This window comes from Streptomyces sp. CC208A (assembly GCF_030010625.1).
GTDB lineage: Bacteria > Actinomycetota > Actinomycetes > Streptomycetales > Streptomycetaceae > Streptomyces.
In genome coordinates this window covers 129,909-153,092 of record NZ_JASCXN010000002.1, presented here as the reverse complement: position 1 = coordinate 153,092, position 23,184 = coordinate 129,909, and the positions used below count along the sequence as shown (strand labels likewise).

Sequence of the window (23,184 nt, the reverse complement as noted above, 5' to 3'; positions counted from 1 at the left end):
CTCGTGCTGCGACTGCCCCGTCCCGTCGTCGCGATTCCTCGTGGTGTTCTTGCCCGTGTCCTCATCGGGGGGCGAGGACGAACCAGACCTGGCCGGGGGCGAAGGCGAGCGGGCGGCCGTCGGGGGTGGTGAAGGAGGTGCCGCCCGCCGGGTCGGGGCGGGACCAGCGGGCCTCGTACGCCCGCCCGTCGCGCAGCACCGTCGCCGTGCCGGAGCCGGTGGTCTCGGTGTACGGGGAGACGGCGCCGGTGACGTCGTGGAAGGCGGAGGGGCGGATGGTGACGCGCTGGACGACGACGGTGGCGGGGGCGAGCGGGCCGCTGTCGGTGGAGGTGGCGGGGCGCCCGTCCATGGCGACGCGCCAGCCGCGGTCGGCGGCGGACCAGGTGAAGGTGTAGCGGGCGGCCGGGAAGCGGACGGTCTCGGTGCCGGTCGCGGTGCCGCCGGCGGGTGCGGGGCCGAAGCGGAGGCCGATCGGCCGTACGTCGGAGGCGTCGGGAGCGGCGGCGAGGGCGCGCTCGGGGCGCAGGTAGAGGTTGTGCGGGGCGGGCCGGTCCGAGGAGCGCCGGAAGGCGCCGGGGGCGGTGGACTCGCTGACCAGGTCGAGGGGGGCGGCGGAGAGGAGCGGGTTCAGGGCCCTCTGGGCGCCGGAGTAGGCGAGGGCGGGGTGCCCGAAGGGGCGCAGCAGGGAGAGGTCGGACTCGCGGGCGCTGCGGACGGGGCCGATGCTGTCGGGGAGGCGGGAGGAGTAGACGGCGAGCAGGCGGGTGACGCCTCCCTCGACCTGTTCGACGTAGACGAGGTCGGCGGCGCCGAGGCCGGTGTGGGGGCGGGCCGCGGCCACGTTGTCGATCTTGACTGCGAGGACGGGGCCGGGGCGGGCGGGCAGTCCGGTGAGCGGGGAGACGCCGCTGGGAGTGGCGGGGGCGGGGGCGGTGGTGGGCGCGCGCGTCGGCGTCGGTGTCGGTTCCGGCGGGCCCGAGCCGGAGCAGCCGTACAGACCGGCCGCGGTCACCGCGCACAGCAGGGCGGTGAGCGCGCGGCCGGGACGCCGGGGTCCGCGCGCGCCTGGCATGTGGACCTCCCCGGTGAGTCGGGCCACTCCCACCAGTGGACCACGGGCGGCCGGGGGGTTACAACGGGCGTGACGGACGACGACAGACGACGACGGACGACGGACGACGAACGGGGGGTCGCGGTGTTCTACCGGCTGCTGAAGCACGTACTGCTCGGGCCGCTGCTCAAACTGCTGTTCCGGCCGAGGGTGGAAGGGATCGAGCACGTTCCGGAGGAGGGTGCGGCGATCGTCGCGGGCAACCACCTCTCCTTCTCGGACCACTTCCTGATGCCGGCGGTGCTGGACCGGCGGATCACCTTCCTGGCGAAACAGGAGTGCTTCACCGGGCCGGGGCTGAAGGGGAGGCTGACGGCGGCGTTCTTCCGGGCGGCCGGGCAGATCCCGGTGGACCGCTCGGGCAAGGAGGCCGGGCAGGCCGCGATCCGCGAGGGCCTGGGTGTGCTGGCGAGGGGCGAACTGCTCGGGATCTACCCGGAGGGCACCCGCTCGCACGACGGGCGCCTCTACAAGGGCAAGGCCGGGGTGGCGGTGATGGCGCTGACGGCCGGGGTGAAGGTGGTGCCGTGCGCGATGGTCGGCACCTTCGAGATCCAGCCGCCGGGACGGGTGGTGCCGAGGATCCGGCGGGTGACGATCCGGTTCGGGGAGCCGCTGGACTTCTCGCGCTTCGCGGGCTCGGCGGACGAGCGGGCGGTGGTCCGGGCGGTCACGGACGAGATCATGTACGCGATCATGCGCCTGTCGGGGCAGGAGTACGTCGACGAGTACGCGGCCGTCGTGAAGGCGGCCGGGTCCTGACCTCTCTTCGCGCGGTGCGGCCGGATGAGCGGTGCGCCCGGATCCGCCTCAGCCGGGGGCGAGTTCGTCCCGTGCCGCGTCGAGGATCCGGCGCAGGGCGAGCGCGTCGGGGGCGACGGCGGTGACGAGGGCGGCCGGTCCGGCGAGCGGGGTGAGCACCGCGTGGTCGCCGAGCGGCCGGGCCGCCACCGGCCGGTCGTCGTAGGCCGGGTCGACGACGAGGAGCTGGCCGGTGGCGCGGTGACCGGCGAGGACGGCGCCGCCGTCCCAGCCGCCGGGGGCGCCGGGGCCGTACGCGAGTTCCTGGTCGAGCAGCGGGCGGCCCGCGCGGCGGACGGTGAGGCGGGAGACCAGGGTGCCGGGCGGTTCGCCGTGGCGGCCGAGGACCTGCTCCTCGCGCAGGACGAGCCGGGCGGTGGGGGCGAGCTCGACGGCGGTGCGGACCCGCAGGTCGGAGCCGTGGGCGCTGACGAGCTGTTCGGGCAGCCAGCACAGCACGGCGTCCGCGCCGACCCGGAGGTGGAGTGCGTACGTGGCCGGGTCCGGGGTGCGGCCGGGCAGGGCGAGGGTGGCGGCGGCCGAGTCGACCCGCAGCCGGGCCCCGTCCCGTACCTCCGTCTCGATCGCGAGCCGGTCGCCGCCGAGCGGCGCGCTCATCGCGCCGACGACCGTCACCCGGGTCCAGCCGGGGGCGGCGGCGCGGGTACGGCGCAGGGCGAGCGGTCCTTCGCTCTCCAGGACCGGCAGGGAACCGTCGGCTTCGGCGGTGATCCGGGCGGTGGCGCGCAGGCTCATGCGGTGGGCGCCGGTCGTGCCGTCCAGGCGGCGAGCCGTTCCCGTACCCAGTCGGCGACCGGGGCGACGCCCTCCGCCGAGCGCAGCGAGGTGAACGCGACCGGCAGGTCGCCGCGCTGGGCCGCCGCGTCGCGGGCCATCCGGTCGAGGTCGGAGCCGACGTACGGGGCGAGGTCTGTCTTGTTGACGACGAGGAGGTCGGCGGTGGTGACGCCGGGGCCGCCCTTGCGGGGGATGTCGTCGCCGCCGGCGACGTCGATGACGAAGATCTGCGCGTCGACGAGGCCCTTGGAGAAGGTGGCGGTGAGGTTGTCGCCGCCGGACTCGACGAGGATCAGGTCGAGCGGTCCGACCGCGTCTTCGAGTTCTTCGACGGCTTCGAGGTTGGCGGAGATGTCGTCGCGGATGGCAGTGTGCGGGCAGGCGCCGGTCTCGACGGCCTGGATGCGCTCCGGTGGCAGCACGGCCTCGCGGAGCAGGAACTCGGCGTCCTCGCGGGTGTAGATGTCGTTGGTGACGACGGCGAGCGAGAGCCTGTCGCGGAGGGCGCGGCAGAGCGCGGCGACGGTGGCGGTCTTGCCGGAGCCGACCGGTCCGCCGAGCCCGATACGCAGCGCGCGCCGGGTGCCGTCGGGGCGGTGGGCGTCGGCGGAGACGGCGGTGTGGTGGGTGTGGTCGTGGTCGAGGTGCACGGGGCGGCTCCTTGAGGCGTGCAAGGGGGCTTTACGAGGCGAAGAGGCGGACGGGCCAGGTGGCGTGCTGCTCGGCGGTGATGTCGAGGAGCGGCGCGGAGGCGGCGGGCAGCGCGTCGACGCCTCGGTGCGCGGCGGCGGTGGCCCGGTCGGCGACCTCGTCCATCTCGGGGGCGAGCCGGGCCAGGACGGCGGTCGCCTGGTACGGGTCGAGGCCGAGGAGTCGTACGGCCGCCGTGGCGGGACCGCCGACCGTCTCGTACGCGGCGCAGTGCGCGGCGTCCCCGGGGCCGAGGCCGGCGGCGTGGGCCGTGACGCCGAGGACGACGGGCTGGTGCGCGCCGCGCGGGAAGGCGGCGGCGAGCGCGTCGAGTCCGGGGCTCGGCCAGGCGGCGCGGGCGGCCCGCATCAGCTGGCGGCCGAGCCGGCGCGCGGCGGCCCGGAGGGCGGGCGAGGGGGTGCGGGCGTCGGCGGCGGCGTCGAGTTCGTACGGGTCGAGGCCGAGGGCCGCGCCGGCGGCGAGGCCCGCCGCGGTGAGCCCTGTGGTGTGCAGCCGGCCCCGGCAGAAGGTTTCGAGTCCGGCGGCGTCCCGGATGTGGCCGGCCTTGACGGCGGCTTCGGCGCCGCCCGAGTGGGCGTGCCCGCCGGCGGGGAAGCGTCCGTCGGCGAGCACGAGGAGAGCCGAGCGCGTCATCAGAAGAGGAAGTAGCGCTGGGCCATGGGGAGTTCCGTGGCGGGGGCGGGTTCGACCGCTTCGCCGTCGATGGTGACGGTGAAGGTGTCGGCGTCGACCTCGACGCGTGGCAGGGCGTCGTTCTCCCGCATGTCCGCCTTGGTGACCCGGCGGGTGGATCGGATCGGGGTGAACTCCTTGTTCAGGCCGAGTCGTTGGGGCAGGTCGTCCTCGATGGCCGCTTCGGCGGTGAAGTTGACGGATCCGGCGGCGGCCGCCCGGCCGAGCGCGCCGAACATGGGCCGTGGCAGCACGGGTTGCGGGGTGGGGATGGAGGCGTTGGCGTCGCCCATCTGCGCGTACGCGATCTGTCCGCCCTTGAGGACGAGGAGTGGCTTCACGCCGAAGAAGGCGGGCTCCCACAGGACGAGGTCGGCGAGCTTGCCGGGTTCGACGGAGCCGATGAGGTGGCCCATGCCCTGGGCGACGGCCGGGTTGATCGTGTACTTGGCGACGTAGCGGCGCACCCGGTGGTTGTCGGCCCTGCCGTCCCCGGGGAGCGCTCCCCGCCGTCCCTTCATGACATGGGCGGTCTGCCAGGTCCGCAGGATCACCTCGCCGATCCGGCCCATGGCCTGGGAGTCGGAGGAGATGATCGAGATGGCCCCGAGGTCGTGGAGGATGTCCTCGGCGGCGATGGTGGAGGGCCGGATCCGGGACTCGGCGAAGGCGAGGTCCTCGGGGACGGCCGGGTTGAGGTGGTGGCAGACCATCAGCATGTCGAGGTGTTCCTCGACGGTGTTGACGGTGTGCGGCCGGGTGGGGTTGGTCGAGCTGGGCAGGACGTGCGGCTCGGAGACCACGGTGATGATGTCGGGGGCGTGTCCGCCGCCCGCACCCTCGGTGTGGTACGCGTGGATGGTCCGGCCCGCGACGGCGGCGAGGGTGTCGCCGACGAAACCGGCCTCGTTGAGGGTGTCGGTGTGGACGGCGAGCTGGACGCCGGTCTCCTCACAGACGCCGAGGCAGGCGTCGATGACCGCGGGGGTGGCACCCCAGTCCTCGTGGATCTTGAAGCCGAGGGCTCCGCCGCGCAGTTGGGAGTGCAGGGCCTCGCGGGACATCGTGTTGCCCTTGCCGAGGAGGCCGATGTTGACCGGGAAGGTGTCGAGGGCCTCGAACATCCGGGCCGCGTGCCAGGGGCCCGGGGTGACGGTGGTGGCCTTGGTGCCCTCGGCGGGTCCGGTGCCGCCGCCGACGAGCGTGGTGACGCCGGTGGCGAGCGCCTGCTCGACGACGGTCGGCGAGATGAAGTGGACGTGGGCGTCGACGCCGCCGGCCGTGACGATCCGCCCGTTGCCGGCGATGACCTCCGTCTCGGGGCCGATGACGAGTGCGGGCTCCACCCCGTCCATGGTGTCGGGGTTGCCGGCCTTGCCGAGAGCGGTGATCCGGCCGTCGCGGATGCCGAGGTCCGCCTTGACGATGCCCCAGTGGTCGATGACGACGACTCCGGTGATCACGGTGTCGGGGGCGCCTTCGGCGCGGGTGGTGCGGGCCTGGCCCATGGACTCGCGGATGACCTTGCCGCCGCCGAAGACGGCTTCGTCGCCGGCCCGTCCCGGGCCGCCGGAGCGGTCCTCCTCGATCTCCACGAGCAGGTCGGTGTCGGCGAGCCGGATGCGGTCGCCGGTGGTGGGGCCGAACAGGTCGGCGTACGCGGCGCGGTGGAGGTCAGGCACGGGGGTCTCCGTTCGGCGTCGCGGTCTGCGGGCCCGGCGTCGCGACCTGCGGGTCGAGGGGGCCAGCGGCTGCGCCGCGCAGGCCGGGGACGGTCCGGCGGCCGGCGATCGGCACGAGCTCGACCTCGACGGGGATGCCGGGTTCGAAGCGCACGGCGGTGCCGGCGGCGATGTGGAGCCGCAGGCCGTGGGCGGCGACGCGGTCGAAGTCGAGACCGGGGTTGACCTCGGCGAAGTGGTAGTGGGAGCCGACCTGGACGGGCCGGTCGGCGGCGTTCAGGACGGTGAGGCGGGTGACGGGGCGTCCGGCGTTGACGGTGACGGGCTCGTCCGCGTACAGGATCTCTCCGGGGATCATCGTGCGCGGCCCCCGTCAGACGATCGGGTCGTGGACGGTGACGAGCTTGGTGCCGTCCGGGAAGGTCGCCTCGACCTGCACGTCGTGGATCATCTCGGGGATGCCGTCCATGACGTCGTCGCGGGAGAGGACCTTGCGTCCGGAGGCCATGAGTTCGGCGACGGTGCGCCCGTCGCGCGCGCCCTCCAGGATGTGGACGGTGAGGAGCGCGACGGCTTCCGGGTGGTTGAGCTTCACCCCGCGGGCGCGGCGCTTCTCGGCCACGTCGGCGGCCACATGGATGAGTAGGCGTTCCTGCTCGTGCGGGCTCAGTTGCACTCTTCCACCTCACGGTCGTCCGCCGGGCGCACCCGGACAGCTGCGGACCCTACCGACCGTCAACACTCCGCTGAACTGTGGAGATGCGGCAGAGGGCCGGACATTGCACGTTAGGGCGGAAGTTTTTCCGGCGCGTTAACTCCGGCTTTGCGATCCGATGATCATCGGGCCGGCGGCGGGGTGGAGACGTTCCTCGACATGAGTCCCCGCAGCCCCTCGCTCAGGACCTCGGGCTCGACGTCGCCGAAGAGTGCCTGCTGGGCGATGTACCCCTGGACGGTGGCGATGAGGGCGCGGGCCATGTGCGTCGAGGAGACGTCGGCGGGGAGCAGCCCGCTCTCCTGGTAGGCGTCGACGGTCCCGGCCCAGATCTTCCGCATCGCGTCGAAGCTCTGGGCGAGCGTCTTCGCCAGCGTCTCGTCGCGGAGCATCTCGGCCCACACCTGGACGATCATCCGGGCGAAGGCCCGCCGGTCCTCGCCGGCGCTCCGCCCCTCCAGGACGATCGCCATCACGCGGGCGACGAGGACGTCGGGGGTCGGCAGCGGGTGCGCGCCGGCGACCTCGGCGAACGCCGCCCGCACGCCGGCGAAGGTCTCCTCGGCGATGGCCGCGATCAGTTCGTCCTTGCTGCGGAAGTAGCGGTAGACCGCGCCGGCGGACAGCCCGGCCTCGGCGCGCTGACCGGGAACTGGTGGGCCGAGGCCGGGGTGCTGGCCCTGGCCGTACTCGCCACCGGCGCGGTCTTCGCGGGCTTCGCCACCCTGCTGGGTCAGCGCGGTCTCGGGCTCGCCGCGGTGCTCACCGTCCTCGCGGGCAACGCCTTCTCGGGCATGAGCAGCGCGCCGGAACTGCTCCCGACCGGGATCGGTCTCCTCGGCCAGTGGCTGCCGCCGGGCGCGAGCGGCAGTGCCCTGCGCTCCGTGGCCTACTTCGACGGCTCGGCGGTGGGGGGCCCGCTCCTGGTGCTCTCCCTCTGGGCGGCGGCGGGCCTGACGGCGGTGGCCCTGGGCGGCCGGCGGCGGACCGCGCCGGCGTCCGTACCGGTCCGGGTCCCGGCGACGGCGGGCTGACCCGCCGCACCCCTGCCCGCGCGAAAGCCGCGTGCCCCCGTCCGTCACGACGGGGGCACGCGGCTTTCGCGTACAGGGGTGGCGGTCAGTCGGTGCCGGGCTCGCGGTGGTGGGCGGCGATGCCGAAGCGGCGCTGTTCGCCGGCGGCGGAACCGAGGCCGCCCGCCGTGCCCGTGCCGGAGAGGGAGCTGATCACCGGCCCGCCGGTCGCCTCCGGCGCCTCGGCCTCCAGCTTCTCCAGTCGTTCCAGGTCGGCGGCGGAGACGAGGGCGGCCAGCGGCTTCCCGTGCCGGGTCACGACCACGCGCTCGCCGCCGTACACCACACGGTTGATGAGGTCGGCGAGCTCCGCCCGCGCTTGCGTCACCGGGATCTCGTAGGTCATGCTCCTCATCTTACGGTCTGTACGTCCTGTACATTTTCGACAGAAGGAGGTGCTCCTCGTGGACGCACGCCACGTACTGCCGGAGTTCTCGGAGCGGACCTCGTACGGAACCCGGACGCTCGATCCGTACGCGAAGCTCCTGGAGAACCGGATCGTCCTCCTGGGCACGCCGGTCGACGACGTCGCCGCGAGCGACGTGATCACCCAGTTCCTGCACCTGGACCACGCGGATCCGGGGCGGGACATCTCGCTCTATCTCAACTCCCCGGGCGGCTCGGTCACCGCGATGACCGCGATCCACGACACGATGCGCGCCCTGGCGAGCGACGTGGAGACGATCTGCCTCGGCCAGGCCGGTTCCACGGCGGCGGTCCTGCTCGCGGCGGGCACGCCCGGCAAGCGTCTGATGCTCCCCGGCGCCCGGATCACGCTGCGCCAGCCGCTCCTCGACGAGCCGATCTCCGGGCAGCCCTCGGACCTGGACCTCCACGCGCGCGAACTGCTGCGGCTGCGCGGGGTGATGACGGGGCTGCTCGCCGCGTACACCGGCCTGGACGAGGAGCGGATCGCCGCCGACACCGACCGCCCGACCGTGCTCGACGCGCCGGCCGCCCGCGCGTACGGCCTGGTCGACCACATCGTCGACGACCGCAGGGCCGTCTCCGGCGCCTCGGCCCGCTGAGGCCGCGATGGTCCCCGAGCTTCCGCCGCTGCCCGCCCTGACGCGCGCCGAGGGCCAGTTCGTCGACGCGTACCTCGAAGTCGTCGACCTCCTGGGGAAGATCAATCCGGCCAGGACCTCGCACACCTACGGCGCCCTGCGCGCGGCGCAGGCACTGGTCGGACGGGCGGAGGCGCTGCGCGAGGCCCTGACGCTCATGCACCTGCGGGGCGAGAGCGAGGTCCACGCCGAGACCCTGGCCTGCGCGCTGCGGGTGTTGGACGGGGAACGGCGGGCGGCCCGCGTCACCGTGCCCGCGACCCGCGCCAGTTGACATTCCGTCGTGTCGTGTCGAGCCCCGGACGGCCGACACGGGACGCAGAAAACCTGCTCCGTTCGGCGTAGTCGCGAAAACGGCAGATGGATCGGGTGAGTTGCGCAACGGGTGTACACATCTGGCGGAATAGGGCATTCCGACGCTGGTACGGGGCTCATCGGCTAAACCTACGACGATCACGAAACCCTCTTGTCCACCCGTATGGATCAGTCGTGAGGAGCCTCACATAACGCCGTTTCCGCTCGGTTTTCACCCGGACTGTGGGTCAAGATCCCTGACGACGACAAGCCCCCGCCACCCAGGCGGGGCGGTCCGGGCGGACGCCGAGTCCTGCCGCCGTCCCGGACGTCTGGTCGACAGGATTGGACCGGCAGGAGTGGAGGACCCGAGCAGTACGGGTCGACCGCGCCGTATCCCCGGCGCGGCCGTCCCTTGGGGTGAAGCCGCAGCCGCGGCCGGGCATCTTCGCCTGCCCGAACCCGACAGGTCATCCTTCACAGGCGGCTGACGAAGGGTTGCGCATGACTGCGCAGATGCATGTCCCGTCCCTGCTGTCCCGGGCCGGCGCCGTTTCGGCCCTCACCCTCGCCGCCGTCGGCGGCACGCTCCTCGCCCCGGGAGCCGCACCCGAGGCCCAGGCGGCCACCTCCCACGCGTCGAAGGCCCTGAGCGTCGCCGCGGCCAAGAAGGGCGCGCCCTACCGCTACGGCGCGGCGGGCCCCACCCGCTTCGACTGCTCAGGGCTCACGGTCTACGCCTACAAGCAGGCGGGCAAGTCGCTGCCCCGCACCGCACAGCAGCAGTACAACCAGACCCGGCACGTCTCCGCCGCCGGCCGGCAGAAGGGCGACCTGGTCTTCTTCCACTCCGGCGGCAGGGTCTACCACGTGGGGATCTACGCCGGTGACAACAAGATCTGGCACTCGCCCAAGACCGGTTCCTGGGTGAAGCTCGACCGGATCTGGTCCTCCAAGGTCTCCTACGGGCGCGTGCGCTGACCCCACGGCGCCCGCGGTCGTATCCCCGGGGTGCGGTGGCGCCGCCGCACCCCTCCCGCAGGCGCCGTACCCTTGTCCCCTCGCCCCTCCGCGGTCCCTGTTCCTAGGATGCGGCGATGACCCTCGATCAAGCCCTCGTCGACGCCGCCATCGCCCAACTGGACCGCCGCTGGCCCGCCGACGAGCCCGGCGGGGCCGCCGCCGTCCGCCTCGACGACGGACGGATCCTGACGAGCGTCGGTCTCGACAACATCCACGGGAGCGTCGCCCTGTGCCAGGAGACCGGTGCGTACTGCCAGGCATACACCCTCGACCGCCGGGTGACCGCCTCCGTCTGCGTCTTCCGTGACCCCGGGGACGGCCGGTACGTCATCCTGCCGCCGTGCGGCGTCTGCCAGGAGCGGCTCGCGCTCTGGGGCCCCGACGTCGAGGTCGGTGTGCCCGACCCCGAGGACCCGACCCGCTGGCTCTCCCGCAGGCTCGTGGAGGTCAACCCGTACTACTGGGCGACCCACTTCGCCGGCGGGGCGTGGCCCTCGACGAGGATGCACTCCGAGTGAGCGGGCGGTTCAGCAGGCGGGGACGGCGGCCGCGGTCCACGGAAGGGTGATCCACACCGTCTTGCCGCCCTCCGCGGTCGGCGTGACCGAGAGGCGGCCGCCGGCCTCCGCCGCGAGGACTCGGATGATCACCATGCCGCGGCCGTTGTCCTGCTGGACGGCGGCCGGGAGGCGGCGCGGGAAGCGCGGGTGGCTGTCGGTGACCCCGATCCGCAGGACCTCCTCGCGGTCGAGGCGCAGCTCGACGGTGAAGGTGGGCGACTGCCCGAAGGTGTGCTGCACCGCGTTGGTCGCCAGTTCCGAGACCATCAGCCGGATCGAGTCCGCCGTGTCCCCGTCGCCGTCCAGACCCCAGCGGCCGAGCGCCTCCGCCACGAACCTCCGTGCCGTGGCCACCTCGGCGGGATCGCTCGGCAGGGTGACGGATGCTTCCTGGTGATCTGCCATGGCGACGTCGTCCCTTTCCCGCCGGGGCCGTCGCCCCGGATCGCGCTTCGCGCCAGACTGCCACCGATCGCGTCCCCCGGTGGGGTGTTCGCCCGAGATATGCCCTGTTCTGTCGCCCGAAGCGGTGAACTCTCGGGCTGTAAAACGGCCTTGGGCATACGCGGAGGCGCCCTCAGCGTGCTCCGGCCGGCGCGGTCCCGACGATCGTCGCGACCGCCCGCTCGATCTCCGCGTCCGTGAGATCCGCGCGGGCCGTCAGCCGCAGCCGGGAGATCCCGTCCGGCACGGACGGGGGCCGGAAGCAGCCCACGGACAGGCCGAGTTCGCGGCAGTCGGCCGCCCACCGCAGGGCCTCCTCGGGCCCCGGCGCGCGGACCGACACCACGGCCGCGTCCGGCCGGGCCGAGGTGAACCCGGCCTCGGTGAGCAGCCGGTGCAGGGTGGCCGCGACCGTACGGGCCCGCCCGGCGAGGTCCGGCTCCGCGGCGATCAGCCGCAGGCTCGCGAGCGCCGCGCCGGTGGCGGCCGGGGCGAGACCGGTGTCGAAGATGAAGGTGCGCGCCGCGTTGACCAGGTGCTCGATCACCCGGGCGGGGCCGAGGACCGCGCCGCCCTGGCTGCCCAGCGACTTGGAGAGGGTGAGGGTGGCCACCACGTCCTCGTCGCCGGCGAGGCCCGCGCCGTGGAGGGCGCCCCGGCCGCCCGCGCCGAGCACGCCGAAACCGTGGGCGTCGTCGACGACGAGCCCGGCCCCGTGGTCGCGGCAGGCGGCGGCGAGCTCCTCCAGCGGGGCCCGGTCGCCGTCGACGGAGAAGACGGAGTCGCTGACGGCGAGCGCCCGCCGCCCCGGATGCGCCTCCAGCGTCTTGCGTACGGCCTCGGGGTCGGCGTGCGGGACCACGGCGGTCTCCGCGCGCGCGAGCCGGCAGCCGTCCACGATCGAGGCGTGGTTGGCCGCGTCGGAGACGATCAGGGTGCCCGGGCCGCCGAGCGCGGTGAGCGCGGCGAGGTTGGCGGCGTAGCCGGAGGAGAGGACGAGGGCCGCCTCGAAACCGCAGAACGCGGCCAGTTCGTCCTCAAGGCGGGTGTGCAGCAGGGTCGTGCCGGTGACGAGACGCGAACCGGTCGCGCCGGCGCCCCAGCGGCGGGCGGCCTCGGCGGCCGCCGCGGTGACCTCGGGGTGCCGGGTGAGGCCGAGGTAGTCGTTGCTCGCCAGGTCCAGGAGCTCCGACTCCGCAGGCCGCGGGCGCAGCGTCCGGACGAGCCCGGCCTCGGCCCGGCGGCGGGCCTCGTCCCCGGTCCAGTCGAAGGCGCCGCGGCGCGGGGGCGGGGTCGGCTGGGCCTGGGGCATGCGGCGTTCCTTTTGCAGGCACCGTTTTTGTAGGCGCCCTTTTGTAGGCAGCGCACAGACCCTAACCGCAGGGGGCCGGGCTCGGGGTGTGGTCATACACACACCTCGATCGGGCTCGTTTGTGCGGATCCTCCTTGGCCGGGGGGCCTGCCGTAGGCAAGGATCACCCTTTATGGACCTGCTGAACACGCTGGTGGAGAAGGGGCTGCGGCGCGAGTCGCCGACCCGTGAAGAAGCGCTCGCCGTGCTGGCGACCTCCGACGACGAACTGCTCGATGTGGTGGCGGCCGCCGGCAAGGTGCGCCGTCAGTGGTTCGGACGGCGGGTGAAGCTGAACTACCTCGTCAACCTGAAGTCCGGGCTGTGCCCGGAGGACTGCTCGTACTGTTCGCAGCGGCTCGGCTCCAAGGCCGACATCCTCAAGTACACCTGGCTGAAGCCGGACGAGGCGTCCGAGGCGGCCGCGGCGGGCATCGCGGGCGGCGCCAAGCGGGTCTGCCTGGTGGCGAGCGGCCGCGGCCCGACGGACCGGGACGTGGAGCGGGTCGGCAGGACCATCGAGGCCATCAAGGAGCAGAACGAGGGCGTGGAGGTGTGCGCCTGCCTCGGTCTGCTCTCCGACGGCCAGGCCGAGCGGCTGAAGTCGGCCGGCGCCGACGCGTACAACCACAACCTCAACACCTCCGAGGGCACGTACGGCGAGATCACCACCACCCACACCTACGCGGACCGGGTGGACACCGTGCAGAAGGCGCACGCGGCGGGCCTCTCGGCCTGCTCGGGCCTGATCGCGGGCATGGGCGAGACCGACGAGGACCTGGTCGACGTGGTGTTCGCGCTGCGCGAGCTCGACTCGGACTCGGTGCCGGTCAACTTCCTGATCCCGTTCGAGGGCACGCCGCTGGCGAAGGAGTGGAACCTCAGCCCGCAGCGCTGCCTGCGGATCCTGGCCATGGTCCGTTTCGTCTGCCCCGACGTGGAGGTGCGGATCGCGGGCGGCCGTGAGGTCCATCTGCGGTCGATGCAGCCGCTGGCGCTGCACATCGCCAACTCGATCTTCCTCGGCGACTACCTGACCAGCGAGGGCCAGGCCGGCAAGGCCGACCTCGACATGATCGCGGACGCGGGCTTCGAGGTGGAGGGCGCGGGCACGACGACGCTCCCGAAGCACCGGGCCGACGCGCTCGCCGCGGCGGGCGGCGGCTGCGGTTCCGGCGCGGCGGCCGGCTGCGGCTCGCACGCCGACACGGCCGGGGGCGGCTGCGGCTCGCACGCGGACGCGGCGGCCGGTGGCGGCTGCGGTCCGTGCGGCGGTCACGCGGAGGCGCCGGCCGAGACCTCGGAGGCGCGGACCGACCTGGTGGCGGTGCGCCGCCGCGGCGCCGGCACGGACCTCGCGCCGAACGCGTAACGGGTGACGATGCGCAACGACGAACTCCTCGCCCTGGACCGGGCGCACGTGTGGCATCCGTACGGCCCCATGCCGGGCCGTACGGAGCCGCTGGTGGTCGCCTCGGCGTCCGGGGTGCGGCTGCGCCTCGCCGAGCCGGCCGAGGGGCGGTCCGAGCTGATCGACGGCATGTCCTCGTGGTGGTCGGCCGTGCACGGCTACAACCACCCGGTGCTCAACGAGGCGGCGCGCGGTCAGCTCGACCGGATGAGCCACGTCATGTTCGGCGGGCTCACCCACGAGCCGGCGGTACGCCTCGCGGCCCGGCTCGTGGAGATCACGCCCGAGCCGCTGCGGCACGTCTTCCTCAGCGACTCCGGCTCCGTCTCGGTCGAGGTCGCGGCCAAGATGTGCCTCCAGTACTGGCGCTCGCTCGGCCGCCCCGGCAAGCAGCGGCTGCTGACCTGGCGCGGCGGCTACCACGGCGACACCTGGCAGCCGATGTCGGTGTGCGACCCCGAGGGCGGCATGCACCAGCTGTGGTCGGGGGTGCTCCAGCGGCAGGTCTTCGTGGACGCGCCGCCGGCCGCGTACGAGGAGTCGTACGCCGAGCTGCTGCGTACCGCGATCGCGCGGCACGCGGACGAGCTGGCCGCGGTGGTCGTGGAGCCGGTGGTGCAGGGCGCGGGCGGGATGCGCTTCCACGACCCCGGCTATCTGCGGGTGCTGCGCGAGGCGTGCGACGCGCACGGCGTGCTGCTCGTCTTCGACGAGATCGCGACGGGCTTCGGCCGGACGGGCACGCTGTTCGCGGCGGACCGGGCCGGGGTCTCCCCCGATGTGATGTGCCTGGGCAAGGCGCTGACGGGCGGTTATCTGTCGATGGCGGCGACGCTGTGCACGAGCGCGGTCGCCGACGGCATCTCCCGGGGCGAGGTGCCGGTGCTCGCGCACGGCCCGACGTTCATGGGCAACCCCCTCGCCGCCGCGGTCGCCTGCGCCTCGATCGACCTGCTCCTCTCGCAGGACTGGGCCCAGGAGGTCAAGCGGATCGAGGGCGGGCTGCGCGACGGGCTCGCGGCCGCCGGTGGCCTGCCGGGCGTCCGCGACGTGCGGGTGCTCGGCGCGATCGGCGTCGTCCAGCTCGACCACGAGGTCGACATGGCGGCGGCGACGCGGGCGGCGGTCCGGGAGGGCGTGTGGCTGCGCCCGTTCCGGGACCTCGTGTACACGATGCCGCCGTACGTGACGGAGGACGCCGACCTGGCCCGGATCTGCGCGGCGGTGCGCGCCGCCGCGGCCGCGGGCTGACGCGAACGGAAAGGAACAGCATGAACATCGTCGTCGTCAGCGGGACGGGGACGGAGATCGGCAAGACGGTCGTCACGGCGGCCGTCGCCGCCGCGGCCGTCACCGCCGGCCGTTCGGTCGCGGTCCTCAAGCCCGCCCAGACCGGGCTCGCGCCCGGGGAGCGGGGCGACGCCGACGAGGCGGTACGGCTCTCGGGCGCGAAGACCGCCGCCGAACTGGCCCGCTACCCGGAGCCGCTCGCCCCGGGCACGGCCGCCCGGCGCGCGGGCATGGCCCCGGTCGGCGCCGGGCGGGTCGCCGAGGCGGCGCGCGCGCTCGCCGAGGAGCACGACCTGGTGCTCGTCGAGGGCGCGGGCGGGCTGCTCGTCCGGTTCGACGAGGACGGCGGCACGCTCGCGGACGCGGCCCGGCTGCTCGGCGCGCCCGTCCTCGTGGTGGCGCCGGCCGGTCTCGGCACGCTGAACTCGACCGCCCTGACGGCGGAGGCGCTGCGGGCGCGCGGCATCGGGCAGCTCGGTGTGGTCGTCGGCAGCTGGCCGGCGGGGCCGGACCTCGCGGCCCGGTGCAATCTGGCCGACCTGCCGGAGGCGGCGGGCGCCCCGCTGCTCGGCGCGGTGCCGGAGGGGTCCGGCGCGCTGGACCCGGCGGCCTTCCGCGCCGCGGCGCCCGACTGGCTCGCCCCCGCGCTCGGCGGTACGTGGGACGCGGCGGCGTTCGCGCGCGCGGTCGGGGCCTGAGGGTCCCTCCGTAGAGTGAGGGGATGCGCGCACACGTACAGGAGCTCGTTCTCGACTGCGGTGATCCGGCCGCCCTGGTCCGCTTCTGGGCGGCGCTCCTCGGCGGGGAGCCCGTCGACCGGAGCCCCGACTGGTCGTACGTGGACCCGCCCGGCTTCGTACGGCTCGCCTTCCAGCGGGTGCCCGAGGGCAAGACCGTGAAGAACCGGATGCACCTGGACCTGGAGGTGGCCGATCCCGAGGAGGCGGCCGACGGGGTCTCGCCGCTCGGCGCGGTACGGGTCGGCGGTCTCGTCACCGACGCCCAGGGTTCCTTCCAGGTGATGCGCGATCCGGAGGGGAACGAGTTCTGCTTCGTGACGGGGTGACGGAAGGACGGGGTGGGTCCCACGGTGCGGAATGTGCTGGCGGCGGCCGTACCCGCATGATGGGATCCGGCCATGATCGACATACGCATCCGTGCCGCCGCGCCCTCCGACGCCGAGTCCGTGCTCGCCTTCTGGCGGGAGTCCGCCGAGGGCACCTCCATCTCCGACGACGTCGACGGGGTGAAGCGGCTCCTCGACCGCGACCCCGAGGCGCTGCTCCTCGCCGTCGACGGCGACCGGATCGTCGGTTCCGTGATCGCCGGCTGGGACGGCTGGCGCGCCTCGCTCTACCGGCTCGCGGTGCTCCCCCCGTACCGTCGGCGCGGCATCTCGACGGCGCTCCTGAAGACGGCGGAGGAACGGTTCGCCGCCCTGGGCGGGCGCCGCGCGGACGCGATGGTCCTGGAGGCGAACGAGCGGGCGCACCACGTGTGGGCGGCGGCCGGGTACGAGCGGCAGGACTCCTGGCGCCGCTGGGTGAAGCCGTTCACGAGGTGATCGGCCTGCTGTTTTGCCGGTCCTTTACCATGGGATCCCCGATCGGGACGACCGAGTCGGGCAAGACGACCGAAAGGTGTGACCGTCCGTCCATGGGCGAGCCTCCCAGTAGTACTGGTGCCTCTCCGCGCCAGAGCACCGGTCCCGATTCCGGCGGCCGACATCGCGCGCTCCGTGCCCCGCTGACTGATCATGGGACGGAGGTGACCCGATGACCGAAGTGCTTCTGCTCCTGGTGGCGCTGCTGCTCTCGCTCGCGTGCGGCGCGTTCGTGGCGGCGGAGTTCTCGCTGACCACCGTCGAACGGAGCGAGCTCGAAGCCGCCGCGGAGCGCGGCGAGCGCGGCGCGGCCGGCGCGCTGAAGGCCGTCAGGTCGCTCACCTTCCAGCTCTCCGGCGCCCAGCTCGGCATCACCGTGACCAACCTGGTCGTCGGCATGCTCGCCGAGCCCTCCATCGCCGAGCTGATCAAGGGCCCGGTCGAGGCGCTCGGCCTCTCCCCCTCGGTGGCCTCCTCGGTCGCCCTGGTCCTCGGCACCGCCGCCTCCACCGTGGTCCTCATGGTGGTGGGCGAGCTGGTCCCCAAGAACTGGGCGATCTCCTCGCCGCTCGCGATCGCCAAGGTCGTGGCGACCCCGCAGCGGGTGTTCACGGCCGCGTTCAAGCCGCTGATCAGCCACCTCAACAACACCGCCAACCGGATCCTGCGCCGACTCGGCATGGAGCCGACCGAGGAGCTGGCGTCCGCCCGCTCCCCGCAGGAGCTGGTGGCGCTCGCACGCCACTCGGCGAAGGAGGGCGCGCTGCCGGCCGACACGGCCGAGCTGTTCGTCCGCACCCTGAACCTGGCGGAGCTGACCGCCGAGAACGTGATGACCCCGCGCGTCCAGGTGACCGCCCTGGAGGTGCAGGCCACCGCCGAGGACGTCGCGAACGCGACGCGCGCCACCGGCCTGTCCCGGTTCCCCGTCTACCGGGGCAGCCTCGACACGGTCGTGGGCACCGCCCACATCAAGGACGTCCTGGCCATACCGGCCGACGAGCGGCGGCTGCGCCGCGTCGGCGACATCGTGCGCGAACCGCTGCTCGTGCCCGAGACGCTGACCGTCGACAAGCTGCTCGACCGGCTCTCCGGCAAGCAGACGATGGCCGTCGTCATCGACGAGTACGGCGGCACGGCCGGGGTCGCGACCCTGGAGGACATCGTGGAGGAGGTCGTCGGCGAGGTGCGCGACGAGCACGATCCGCACGAGACCCCCGACCTGGCGCGGGCGGGCGAGGACGAGGACGGTCGCGTGCTGTGGTCGGCCGACGGCGCCGCCCGCACCGACCAGCTGGAACGCATCGGCCTGAAGGTGCCGGACGGGCCGTACGAGACCCTCGCCGGCGTCCTCGCGACCGAGCTCGGCCGGATCCCGGCCGTCGGCGACCGCGTGGAGCTCGGCGGCTGGCGGCTCGACGTCGTCGACGCCTCCGGGCGCCGCGCCGCGCGCGTGCTGCTGCACGCGCCGCACCCCCAGGACGGGCAGGACGGGGACGAGACCGGGGAGACGCTCCGATGACCGCGATCCAGCTGCTGATCGGCCTGCTCACGCTGGTCCTGAACGCCTTCTTCGTCGGTGCCGAGTTCGCCCTGATCTCCGTCCGCCGCAGCCAGATGGAGCCGCTCGCCGAGGCCGGTGACCGGCGGGCCCGCAGCGTCGTCTGGGGTCTGGAGCACGTCTCCGCGCTGCTCGCGGCGGCGCAGCTCGGCATCACGCTGTGCACCCTGGTGCTCGGCATCGTCGCCGAGCCCGCCATCGCGCACCTCCTGGAGCCGGTCTTCGACGCGGTCGGGGTGCCGCACGGCCTGGTCCACCCGATCTCCTTCGTGATCGCGCTGACCGTGGCCACCTATCTGCACATGCTGCTCGGCGAGATGGTGCCGAAGAACATCGCGCTCGCCGAGCCGGCGAAGACCGCGCTGTTCCTCGGTCCGCCGCTGGTGGCCCTGGCCCGCGCCCTGCGGCCGGTGATCTTCACGATCAACGCCTTCGCGAACGGCCTGCTCAGACTGTTGCGGGTGGAGGCGAAGAACGAGGTGACGGCGACGTTCTCGGACGACGAGCTGGCCCGGATGGTCACCGACGCGAGCGACGCCGGACTGCTCGACGACCGCGCGACCGAACGGTTGCACGACGCCCTGGAGCTGGGCCGCCGGCCGGTGCGGGACGTGGTCGTACCGGTGGAGAAGGTGACGTACGCGCAGGTGGGCACCACGCCGGAGGAGCTGGAGGCGCTGTCGGCGCAGTCGGGCTACTCCCGCTTCCCCGTGGTGGACTCCGACCGCCGGATCCTGGGCTACCTCCATGTGAAGGACGCCCTGGACGTCACCCCGCGCGACCTTCCGTTCCCGGTGTCGGCGCTGCGTCCGATCGCCCGCGTGCGGGCGGCGACGCCGATGGACGACGTGCTGACGGCGATGCGCCGCAGCCGTACCCACCTGGCCGCCGTGCTCGACGACGGCGGCAAGCTCGCCGGTCTGGTGACGATGGAGGACGTGCTCCGCGAGCTGGTGGGGCGCCCGACGGGGCCGTGACGCCGCGCTCCGCCTCCCTGTGGGGTCAGAGCGCGGCGGCGGCGAGCCAGTCGTCGAGGAGGTCGCGGTCGCCTGTGAGGGTGAGGCGGGGGTCGTCGGCGGCGTGGCGGCGGTGCAGCAGGAGCAGCAGGTCGCCGGTGTCCGCCGTGATCTCCGCTGTCGGGGCGGCGGCGCCGTTCCCACGGCTCCAGGCGAAGCCGCCCCCGCCGAGGATCACCGTCCAGACGGCGCCGCTGTCGCGCGCGGCGAGACGCAGGACCGCGCCGTCGCGGTCGAGATGGGCGAGCGGTTCGGCGATCCACGGGATGTGGGGGGCCGTGATGAGGAAGTGGTCGAGCGCGTCGGCGGCCGTGCCGGGGTCGAGCGGCCGGGCCGTTCCGGTGAGCGCGATCTCGGCGTCGGCGAGGTGGACGAGCGTCTCGGCGAGGAGGTGGCGCGGGTAGTGGCGTACGTGCGGGTCGGCGCCCGGCGACCACACCGGGGCGCCGGGGTCGGCCGCGCGGGCGGCGGCGGTGAAGGCCTCGGCGCGGGCGGCGAACCAGCCGGGGTACGCGGCGGGGTCGGCCGGCGGGTCGAGGGGGACGTCGGCGGGGCGGACGCGGGTGGCGGGGCGGGCGGTCACGAGGTGCTCGGCCCAGCCGTGGAGGGTGCCGAGGTGGCGGGTCAGGTCGCCGAGGTTCCAGCCGGGGCAGGTCGGGACGGGCGTCGCCGGATCGGCGCCGCGGACGGTGTCCGCGTACCGCCGGGCGTGGTCGGCGACGGCGTCGACGGCCGCGAGGTGAGGGTCCTCGTCGAGTCCGAAGCCGCCGGAGACCCTGAGCAGTTCCTCGCGCCGGGCGCCGGGCGGCTGCCGCAGCGCGACCTCGCGGAAGAGGCCGTCGAGGGCGTGCCGGTCCGCGGTCCCGAGTCCGCGGAGGACGTGTCCGGTGTCCTCCAGCCACGTCACGGCGGTGTCGGGGTCGAGCACCTCCTCGTCGCTGGTCTCGACCGCCGTCACAAGCCCGGCCAGCGCCTCGGCCAGGGCGTTCAGGAGCGCGTCGCTCATCTGGGTTTCCCCTCCCGGGTTCTCCACGGCACCCGCGCATACCGCGCGGTATGATCGGCTCCGCCATGGAGATCAATGCCACGTACAACAGTCTCGTCGCCGTCGGGGACAGCTTCACCGAGGGTATGTCGGACCTGAGGCCCGACGGCTCCTACCGGGGCTGGGCGGACGTCCTCGCGGGCCGGCTCGCGGCGCGCGCGCCGGGCTTCCGGTACGCGAACCTCGCCGTGCGCGGAAAGCTCATCGGGCAGATCGTCGAGGAGCAAGTCGCCCTGGCGGCGGGGATGAAGGCCGATGTGGTGACCCTCGTCGGCGGGCTCAACGACACCCTCCGCCCCAAGGTCGACATGGGGCGGGTGAAGGGTCTCCTGACCGAGGCCGTGGAACGCCTCACACCTTCCTGCGGGCAGCTCGTCCTGATGCGCAGCCCCGGCCGGAACGGGCCGGTGATGGAGCGCTTCCGCCCCCGGATGGAGGAGCTGTTCGTCCACATCGACGAGCTGGCCGCCCGGCACGGCGCCCTCGTGGTCGACCTGTACGGGGCGCCGGTCCTGGGCGATCCGCGACTGTGGGACGTGGACCGGCTGCACCTCACCGCCGACGGCCACCGGCGGGTGGCCGAGGCCGTGTGGCAGAGCCTGGGGCTCGCGCCCGAGCAGGACTGGCGGGCGCCGCTGCCCCCCGGCGTGCGGCCGGGCTGGGTGACCCGGCGCGTCGCGGACGCCCGGTTCGCGAGGGAGCACCTCGGGCCGTGGATCGGCCGCCGGCTCACCGGCCGCTCGTCCGGCGACGGCCGTCCGCCCAAGCGGCCCGAGCTGCTGCCGTACGAGACGCGCGCCGAGGCCTGAGCGGTCGCGGGCGCGGCCGGGTGAGCTGCGTCTCGTAGCAAGCTCCAGCCCGGGCCACGGCGCTGGCCTGCAGAAATCACCAGTAGAATCCGGACACGTGACTGCTGCGACTGTGAAGCCCCGTATCCCCAACGTCCTGGCCGGCCGCTACGCCTCCGCGGAGCTCGCCGTCCTCTGGTCCCCCGAGCAGAAGGTGAAGCTGGAGCGGCAGCTGTGGCTCGCCGTGCTGCGTGCCCAGAAGGACCTCGGGATCGAGGTCCCGGACGCGGCGATCGCCGACTACGAGCGCGTGCTCGACCAGGTCGACCTCGGCTCCATCGCCGAGCGCGAGAAGGTCACCCGGCACGACGTGAAGGCCCGCATCGAGGAGTTCAACGCCCTCGCCGGCCACGAGCACGTGCACAAGGGCATGACCTCCCGCGACCTCACGGAGAACGTCGAGCAGCTCCAGATCCGCCTCTCCCTGGAGCTGGTGCGGGACCGTACGGTCGCCGTCCTCGCCCGTCTGGGCAAGCTGTCCGCCGAGTACGGCGAGCTGGTCATGGCGGGGCGTTCGCACAACGTCGCCGCGCAGGCCACCACCCTCGGCAAGCGCTTCGCGACCACCGCGGACGAGCTGCTCGTGGCCTACGCGCGGCTTGAGGACCTCCTGGGCCGCTACCCGCTGCGCGGCATCAAGGGCCCGGTCGGCACCGCCCAGGACATGCTCGACCTGCTCGGCGGCGACGCCGGCAAGCTCGCCGAGCTCGAACAGCGCATCGCCGGGCACCTCGGCTTCGCGCACGCCTTCACCTCGGTCGGCCAGGTCTACCCCCGCTCGCTCGACTACGACGTGGTCACCACGCTGGTGCAGCTGGCCGCAGGGCCGTCCTCGATCGCCAAGACGATCCGTCTGATGGCCGGTCACGAGCTGGTCACCGAGGGCTTCAAGCCCGGCCAGGTCGGCTCCTCCGCGATGCCGCACAAGATGAACACCCGTTCCTGCGAGCGCGTCAACGGCCTCATGGTCATCCTGCGCGGTTACGCCTCGATGACCGGCGAGCTCGCCGGCGACCAGTGGAACGAGGGCGACGTGTCCTGCTCCGTGGTGCGCCGCGTGGCCCTGCCGGACGCGTTCTTCGCGCTCGACGGGCTCCTGGAGACCTTCCTCACCGTGCTCGACGAGTTCGGCGCCTTCCCGGCCGTCGTCGCCCGCGAGCTCGACCGCTACCTCCCCTTCCTCGCCACCACCAAGGTCCTCATGGCCTCGGTGCGCGCCGGTGTGGGCCGCGAGCTCGCCCACGAGGCGATCAAGGAGAACGCGGTGGCGTCGGCCCTCGCCATGCGCGAGCAGGGCGCCGAGCGCAACGAGCTGCTCGACAAGCTCGCCGCCGACGACCGCATCCCGCTGGACCGCGCGCAGCTCGACGGGCTGATGGCGGACAAGCTCTCCTTCACCGGCGCCGCCGCCGACCAGGTCGCCACCGTGGTGTCCCGGATCGAGGAGCTCGTCAAGCAGCACCCGGAGGCCGCCGCGTACACCCCCGGGGCGATCCTCTGACCCGGACCCGCCGGTTCACCCGCGAGGAACTGGAGGCCGCCCGCGACCGCGTCGTCCCCGACGTGGCCGCGGGCGGCCTCGCCGTTCTCTTCTGCGGCATCAACCCGGGCCTGATGACCGCCGCGACCGGCCACCTCCCCCAGACTCCGTCCGGGGGGACCCCCAGCCCGCCCCGGCAACCGGTTCTGGCCGGTGCTCCACCTGTCCGGCTTCACCCCGCGGCTGCTGCGCCCCGACGAGCAGGGCGAGCTGCTCTCGTACAGGCTCGGGATCACCAACGTCGTCGCCCGGCCGACCGCGCGCGCGGACGAACTGAGCCGCGAGGAGTACGTCGAGGGCGGCCGTGTCCTCGCCGAGAAGGTCCTGCGGCTGAGGCCCCGCTGGCTCGCGGTCGTCGGCGTCACCGCGTACCGCACCGCCTTCGGCGAACCGAGGGCGGCCATCGGGCCGCAGGAGCGCACGATCGGCACGACGCGGATCTGGGTGCTGCCCAATCCGAGCGGGCTCAACGCGCACTGGACGGCGCGGACGATGGCCGAGGAGTACGCGCGCCTGCGCGAGGCCGCCGGTCTGCCGGTCGCGACGGCAGAGGCGTGACCGGCGG

At 73.8% G+C, this 23,184-nt stretch carries 26 protein-coding genes, 2 pseudogenes and 1 riboswitch; of the genes and pseudogenes, 16 read left to right on the top strand and 12 right to left on the bottom strand.

Going from position 1 to position 23,184, the window contains the following annotated elements:
* Positions 1 to 61 precede the first annotated feature (61 nt).
* The gene (locus QK442_RS02980) at positions 62 to 1,075 is read right to left on the bottom strand and encodes a DUF3048 domain-containing protein (RefSeq protein ID WP_282692187.1); all 1,014 of its coding nucleotides are present in this window, start codon (positions 1,073 to 1,075) and stop codon (positions 62 to 64) included.
* 123 nt (positions 1,076 to 1,198) lie between these two features.
* Here QK442_RS02980 and QK442_RS02975 point away from each other — a divergent pair, with 123 nt between their 5' ends.
* Positions 1,199 to 1,876 carry a lysophospholipid acyltransferase family protein gene (locus QK442_RS02975; protein ID WP_282692453.1) on the top strand — a complete coding sequence of 226 codons (678 nt, stop codon included), beginning with the start codon at positions 1,199 to 1,201 and terminating at the stop codon, positions 1,874 to 1,876.
* 48 nt (positions 1,877 to 1,924) lie between these two features.
* Here the strand turns inward: QK442_RS02975 and QK442_RS02970 are convergent, their stop codons facing one another.
* The 7 genes from QK442_RS02970 to QK442_RS02940 all read right to left on the bottom strand — a co-directional run bounded on the left by QK442_RS02970 (position 1,925) and on the right by QK442_RS02940 (position 7,038).
* The gene (locus QK442_RS02970; protein WP_282692186.1) at positions 1,925 to 2,671 is read right to left on the bottom strand and encodes an urease accessory protein UreD; all 747 of its coding nucleotides are present in this window, start codon (positions 2,669 to 2,671) and stop codon (positions 1,925 to 1,927) included.
* Positions 2,668 to 3,363 (bottom strand): urease accessory protein UreG, encoded by a 696-nt coding sequence (gene ureG, locus QK442_RS02965; RefSeq protein WP_282692185.1) that lies wholly within the window; start codon positions 3,361 to 3,363, stop codon positions 2,668 to 2,670. Before ureG ends, QK442_RS02970 begins: the two co-directional genes overlap by 4 nt.
* A gap of 31 nt (positions 3,364 to 3,394) precedes the next feature.
* Positions 3,395 to 4,057, bottom strand: coding sequence for an urease accessory UreF family protein (locus QK442_RS02960; RefSeq protein WP_282692184.1), 663 nt, complete (start codon positions 4,055 to 4,057; stop codon positions 3,395 to 3,397).
* Entirely contained in the window at positions 4,057 to 5,778 is a 1,722-nt protein-coding gene (locus QK442_RS02955; RefSeq protein ID WP_282692183.1) for an urease subunit alpha, read from the bottom strand. The genes QK442_RS02960 and QK442_RS02955 overlap by 1 nt, the downstream gene beginning before the upstream one ends.
* Positions 5,771 to 6,136 carry an urease subunit beta gene (locus QK442_RS02950; RefSeq protein ID WP_282692182.1) on the bottom strand — a complete coding sequence of 122 codons (366 nt, stop codon included), beginning with the start codon at positions 6,134 to 6,136 and terminating at the stop codon, positions 5,771 to 5,773. Before QK442_RS02950 ends, QK442_RS02955 begins: the two co-directional genes overlap by 8 nt.
* Positions 6,137 to 6,151: 15 nt before the next feature.
* Complete coding sequence (locus QK442_RS02945) at positions 6,152 to 6,454, bottom strand: urease subunit gamma (protein WP_282692181.1); 303 nt, start codon at positions 6,452 to 6,454, stop codon at positions 6,152 to 6,154.
* A 161-nt stretch (positions 6,455 to 6,615) separates the two neighbouring features.
* Entirely contained in the window at positions 6,616 to 7,038 is a 423-nt protein-coding gene (locus tag QK442_RS02940; protein WP_282692452.1) for a TetR family transcriptional regulator C-terminal domain-containing protein, read from the bottom strand.
* An 87-nt stretch (positions 7,039 to 7,125) separates the two neighbouring features.
* On the opposite strand from QK442_RS02940, the pseudogene QK442_RS02935 reads away from it, so the two are divergent.
* Positions 7,126 to 7,527, top strand: a pseudogene (locus QK442_RS02935) (ABC transporter permease); the annotation flags it as partial.
* 85 nt (positions 7,528 to 7,612) lie between these two features.
* Here QK442_RS02935 and QK442_RS02930 read toward each other — a convergent pair.
* Positions 7,613 to 7,912 carry a type II toxin-antitoxin system Phd/YefM family antitoxin gene (locus QK442_RS02930; protein WP_282692180.1) on the bottom strand — a complete coding sequence of 100 codons (300 nt, stop codon included), beginning with the start codon at positions 7,910 to 7,912 and terminating at the stop codon, positions 7,613 to 7,615.
* 58 nt (positions 7,913 to 7,970) lie between these two features.
* Between QK442_RS02930 and QK442_RS02925 the strand changes: the two genes are divergently transcribed.
* The 4 genes from QK442_RS02925 (at position 7,971) to QK442_RS02910 (ending at position 10,468) form a co-directional block, all read left to right on the top strand.
* Complete coding sequence (locus tag QK442_RS02925; protein WP_282692179.1) at positions 7,971 to 8,594, top strand: ATP-dependent Clp protease proteolytic subunit; 624 nt, start codon at positions 7,971 to 7,973, stop codon at positions 8,592 to 8,594.
* Positions 8,595 to 8,601: 7 nt separating this feature from the next.
* Entirely contained in the window at positions 8,602 to 8,907 is a 306-nt protein-coding gene (locus QK442_RS02920; RefSeq protein WP_282692178.1) for a hypothetical protein, read from the top strand.
* Positions 8,908 to 9,221: 314 nt separating this feature from the next.
* Positions 9,222 to 9,428: riboswitch (cyclic di-AMP (ydaO/yuaA leader) on the top strand.
* Between the two features lie 3 nt (positions 9,429 to 9,431).
* Complete coding sequence (locus QK442_RS02915; RefSeq protein ID WP_282692177.1) at positions 9,432 to 9,908, top strand: C40 family peptidase; 477 nt, start codon at positions 9,432 to 9,434, stop codon at positions 9,906 to 9,908.
* A 116-nt stretch (positions 9,909 to 10,024) separates the two neighbouring features.
* On the top strand, positions 10,025 to 10,468 hold the full coding sequence (locus QK442_RS02910) for a cytidine deaminase (RefSeq protein WP_282692176.1): 444 nt from the start codon (positions 10,025 to 10,027) through the stop codon (positions 10,466 to 10,468).
* Between the two features lie 9 nt (positions 10,469 to 10,477).
* Here the strand turns inward: QK442_RS02910 and QK442_RS02905 are convergent, their stop codons facing one another.
* On the bottom strand, positions 10,478 to 10,915 hold the full coding sequence (locus QK442_RS02905) for an ATP-binding protein (RefSeq protein WP_282692175.1): 438 nt from the start codon (positions 10,913 to 10,915) through the stop codon (positions 10,478 to 10,480).
* A gap of 172 nt (positions 10,916 to 11,087) precedes the next feature.
* Positions 11,088 to 12,266 carry an 8-amino-7-oxononanoate synthase gene (locus QK442_RS02900; RefSeq protein ID WP_282692174.1) on the bottom strand — a complete coding sequence of 393 codons (1,179 nt, stop codon included), beginning with the start codon at positions 12,264 to 12,266 and terminating at the stop codon, positions 11,088 to 11,090.
* A 172-nt stretch (positions 12,267 to 12,438) separates the two neighbouring features.
* Between QK442_RS02900 and bioB the strand changes: the two genes are divergently transcribed.
* The 7 genes from bioB to QK442_RS02865 all read left to right on the top strand — a co-directional run bounded on the left by bioB (position 12,439) and on the right by QK442_RS02865 (position 19,147).
* Entirely contained in the window at positions 12,439 to 13,677 is a 1,239-nt protein-coding gene (bioB, locus tag QK442_RS02895) for a biotin synthase BioB (protein ID WP_282692173.1), read from the top strand.
* A gap of 9 nt (positions 13,678 to 13,686) precedes the next feature.
* The gene (locus QK442_RS02890) at positions 13,687 to 14,967 is read left to right on the top strand and encodes an adenosylmethionine--8-amino-7-oxononanoate transaminase (RefSeq protein ID WP_282692451.1); all 1,281 of its coding nucleotides are present in this window, start codon (positions 13,687 to 13,689) and stop codon (positions 14,965 to 14,967) included.
* Between the two features lie 20 nt (positions 14,968 to 14,987).
* On the top strand, positions 14,988 to 15,704 hold the full coding sequence (gene bioD, locus QK442_RS02885) for a dethiobiotin synthase (protein WP_282692172.1): 717 nt from the start codon (positions 14,988 to 14,990) through the stop codon (positions 15,702 to 15,704).
* A gap of 23 nt (positions 15,705 to 15,727) precedes the next feature.
* Positions 15,728 to 16,072, top strand: a complete 345-nt coding sequence (locus QK442_RS02880) for a VOC family protein (protein WP_282692171.1) — start codon at positions 15,728 to 15,730, stop codon at positions 16,070 to 16,072.
* A gap of 72 nt (positions 16,073 to 16,144) precedes the next feature.
* Positions 16,145 to 16,570 (top strand): GNAT family N-acetyltransferase, encoded by a 426-nt coding sequence (locus QK442_RS02875; protein ID WP_282692170.1) that lies wholly within the window; start codon positions 16,145 to 16,147, stop codon positions 16,568 to 16,570.
* Between the two features lie 211 nt (positions 16,571 to 16,781).
* Entirely contained in the window at positions 16,782 to 18,131 is a 1,350-nt protein-coding gene (locus tag QK442_RS02870; RefSeq protein WP_282692169.1) for a hemolysin family protein, read from the top strand.
* Complete coding sequence (locus tag QK442_RS02865; protein ID WP_282692168.1) at positions 18,128 to 19,147, top strand: hemolysin family protein; 1,020 nt, start codon at positions 18,128 to 18,130, stop codon at positions 19,145 to 19,147. The genes QK442_RS02870 and QK442_RS02865 overlap by 4 nt, the downstream gene beginning before the upstream one ends.
* Positions 19,148 to 19,172: 25 nt before the next feature.
* Here the strand turns inward: QK442_RS02865 and QK442_RS02860 are convergent, their stop codons facing one another.
* Positions 19,173 to 20,192: a maleylpyruvate isomerase N-terminal domain-containing protein gene (locus tag QK442_RS02860; protein ID WP_282692167.1), complete on the bottom strand. Its 1,020-nt coding sequence runs from the start codon at positions 20,190 to 20,192 to the stop codon at positions 19,173 to 19,175.
* Between the two features lie 65 nt (positions 20,193 to 20,257).
* On the opposite strand from QK442_RS02860, the gene QK442_RS02855 reads away from it, so the two are divergent.
* The 3 genes and pseudogenes from QK442_RS02855 to QK442_RS02845 all read left to right on the top strand — a co-directional run bounded on the left by QK442_RS02855 (position 20,258) and on the right by QK442_RS02845 (position 23,177).
* On the top strand, positions 20,258 to 21,040 hold the full coding sequence (locus QK442_RS02855) for an SGNH/GDSL hydrolase family protein (RefSeq protein ID WP_282692166.1): 783 nt from the start codon (positions 20,258 to 20,260) through the stop codon (positions 21,038 to 21,040).
* Positions 21,041 to 21,137: 97 nt separating this feature from the next.
* On the top strand, positions 21,138 to 22,580 hold the full coding sequence (gene purB, locus QK442_RS02850) for an adenylosuccinate lyase (RefSeq protein WP_282692165.1): 1,443 nt from the start codon (positions 21,138 to 21,140) through the stop codon (positions 22,578 to 22,580).
* A gap of 113 nt (positions 22,581 to 22,693) precedes the next feature.
* A pseudogene (locus tag QK442_RS02845) lies at positions 22,694 to 23,177 on the top strand (mismatch-specific DNA-glycosylase).
* Positions 23,178 to 23,184: the final 7 nt, after the last annotated feature.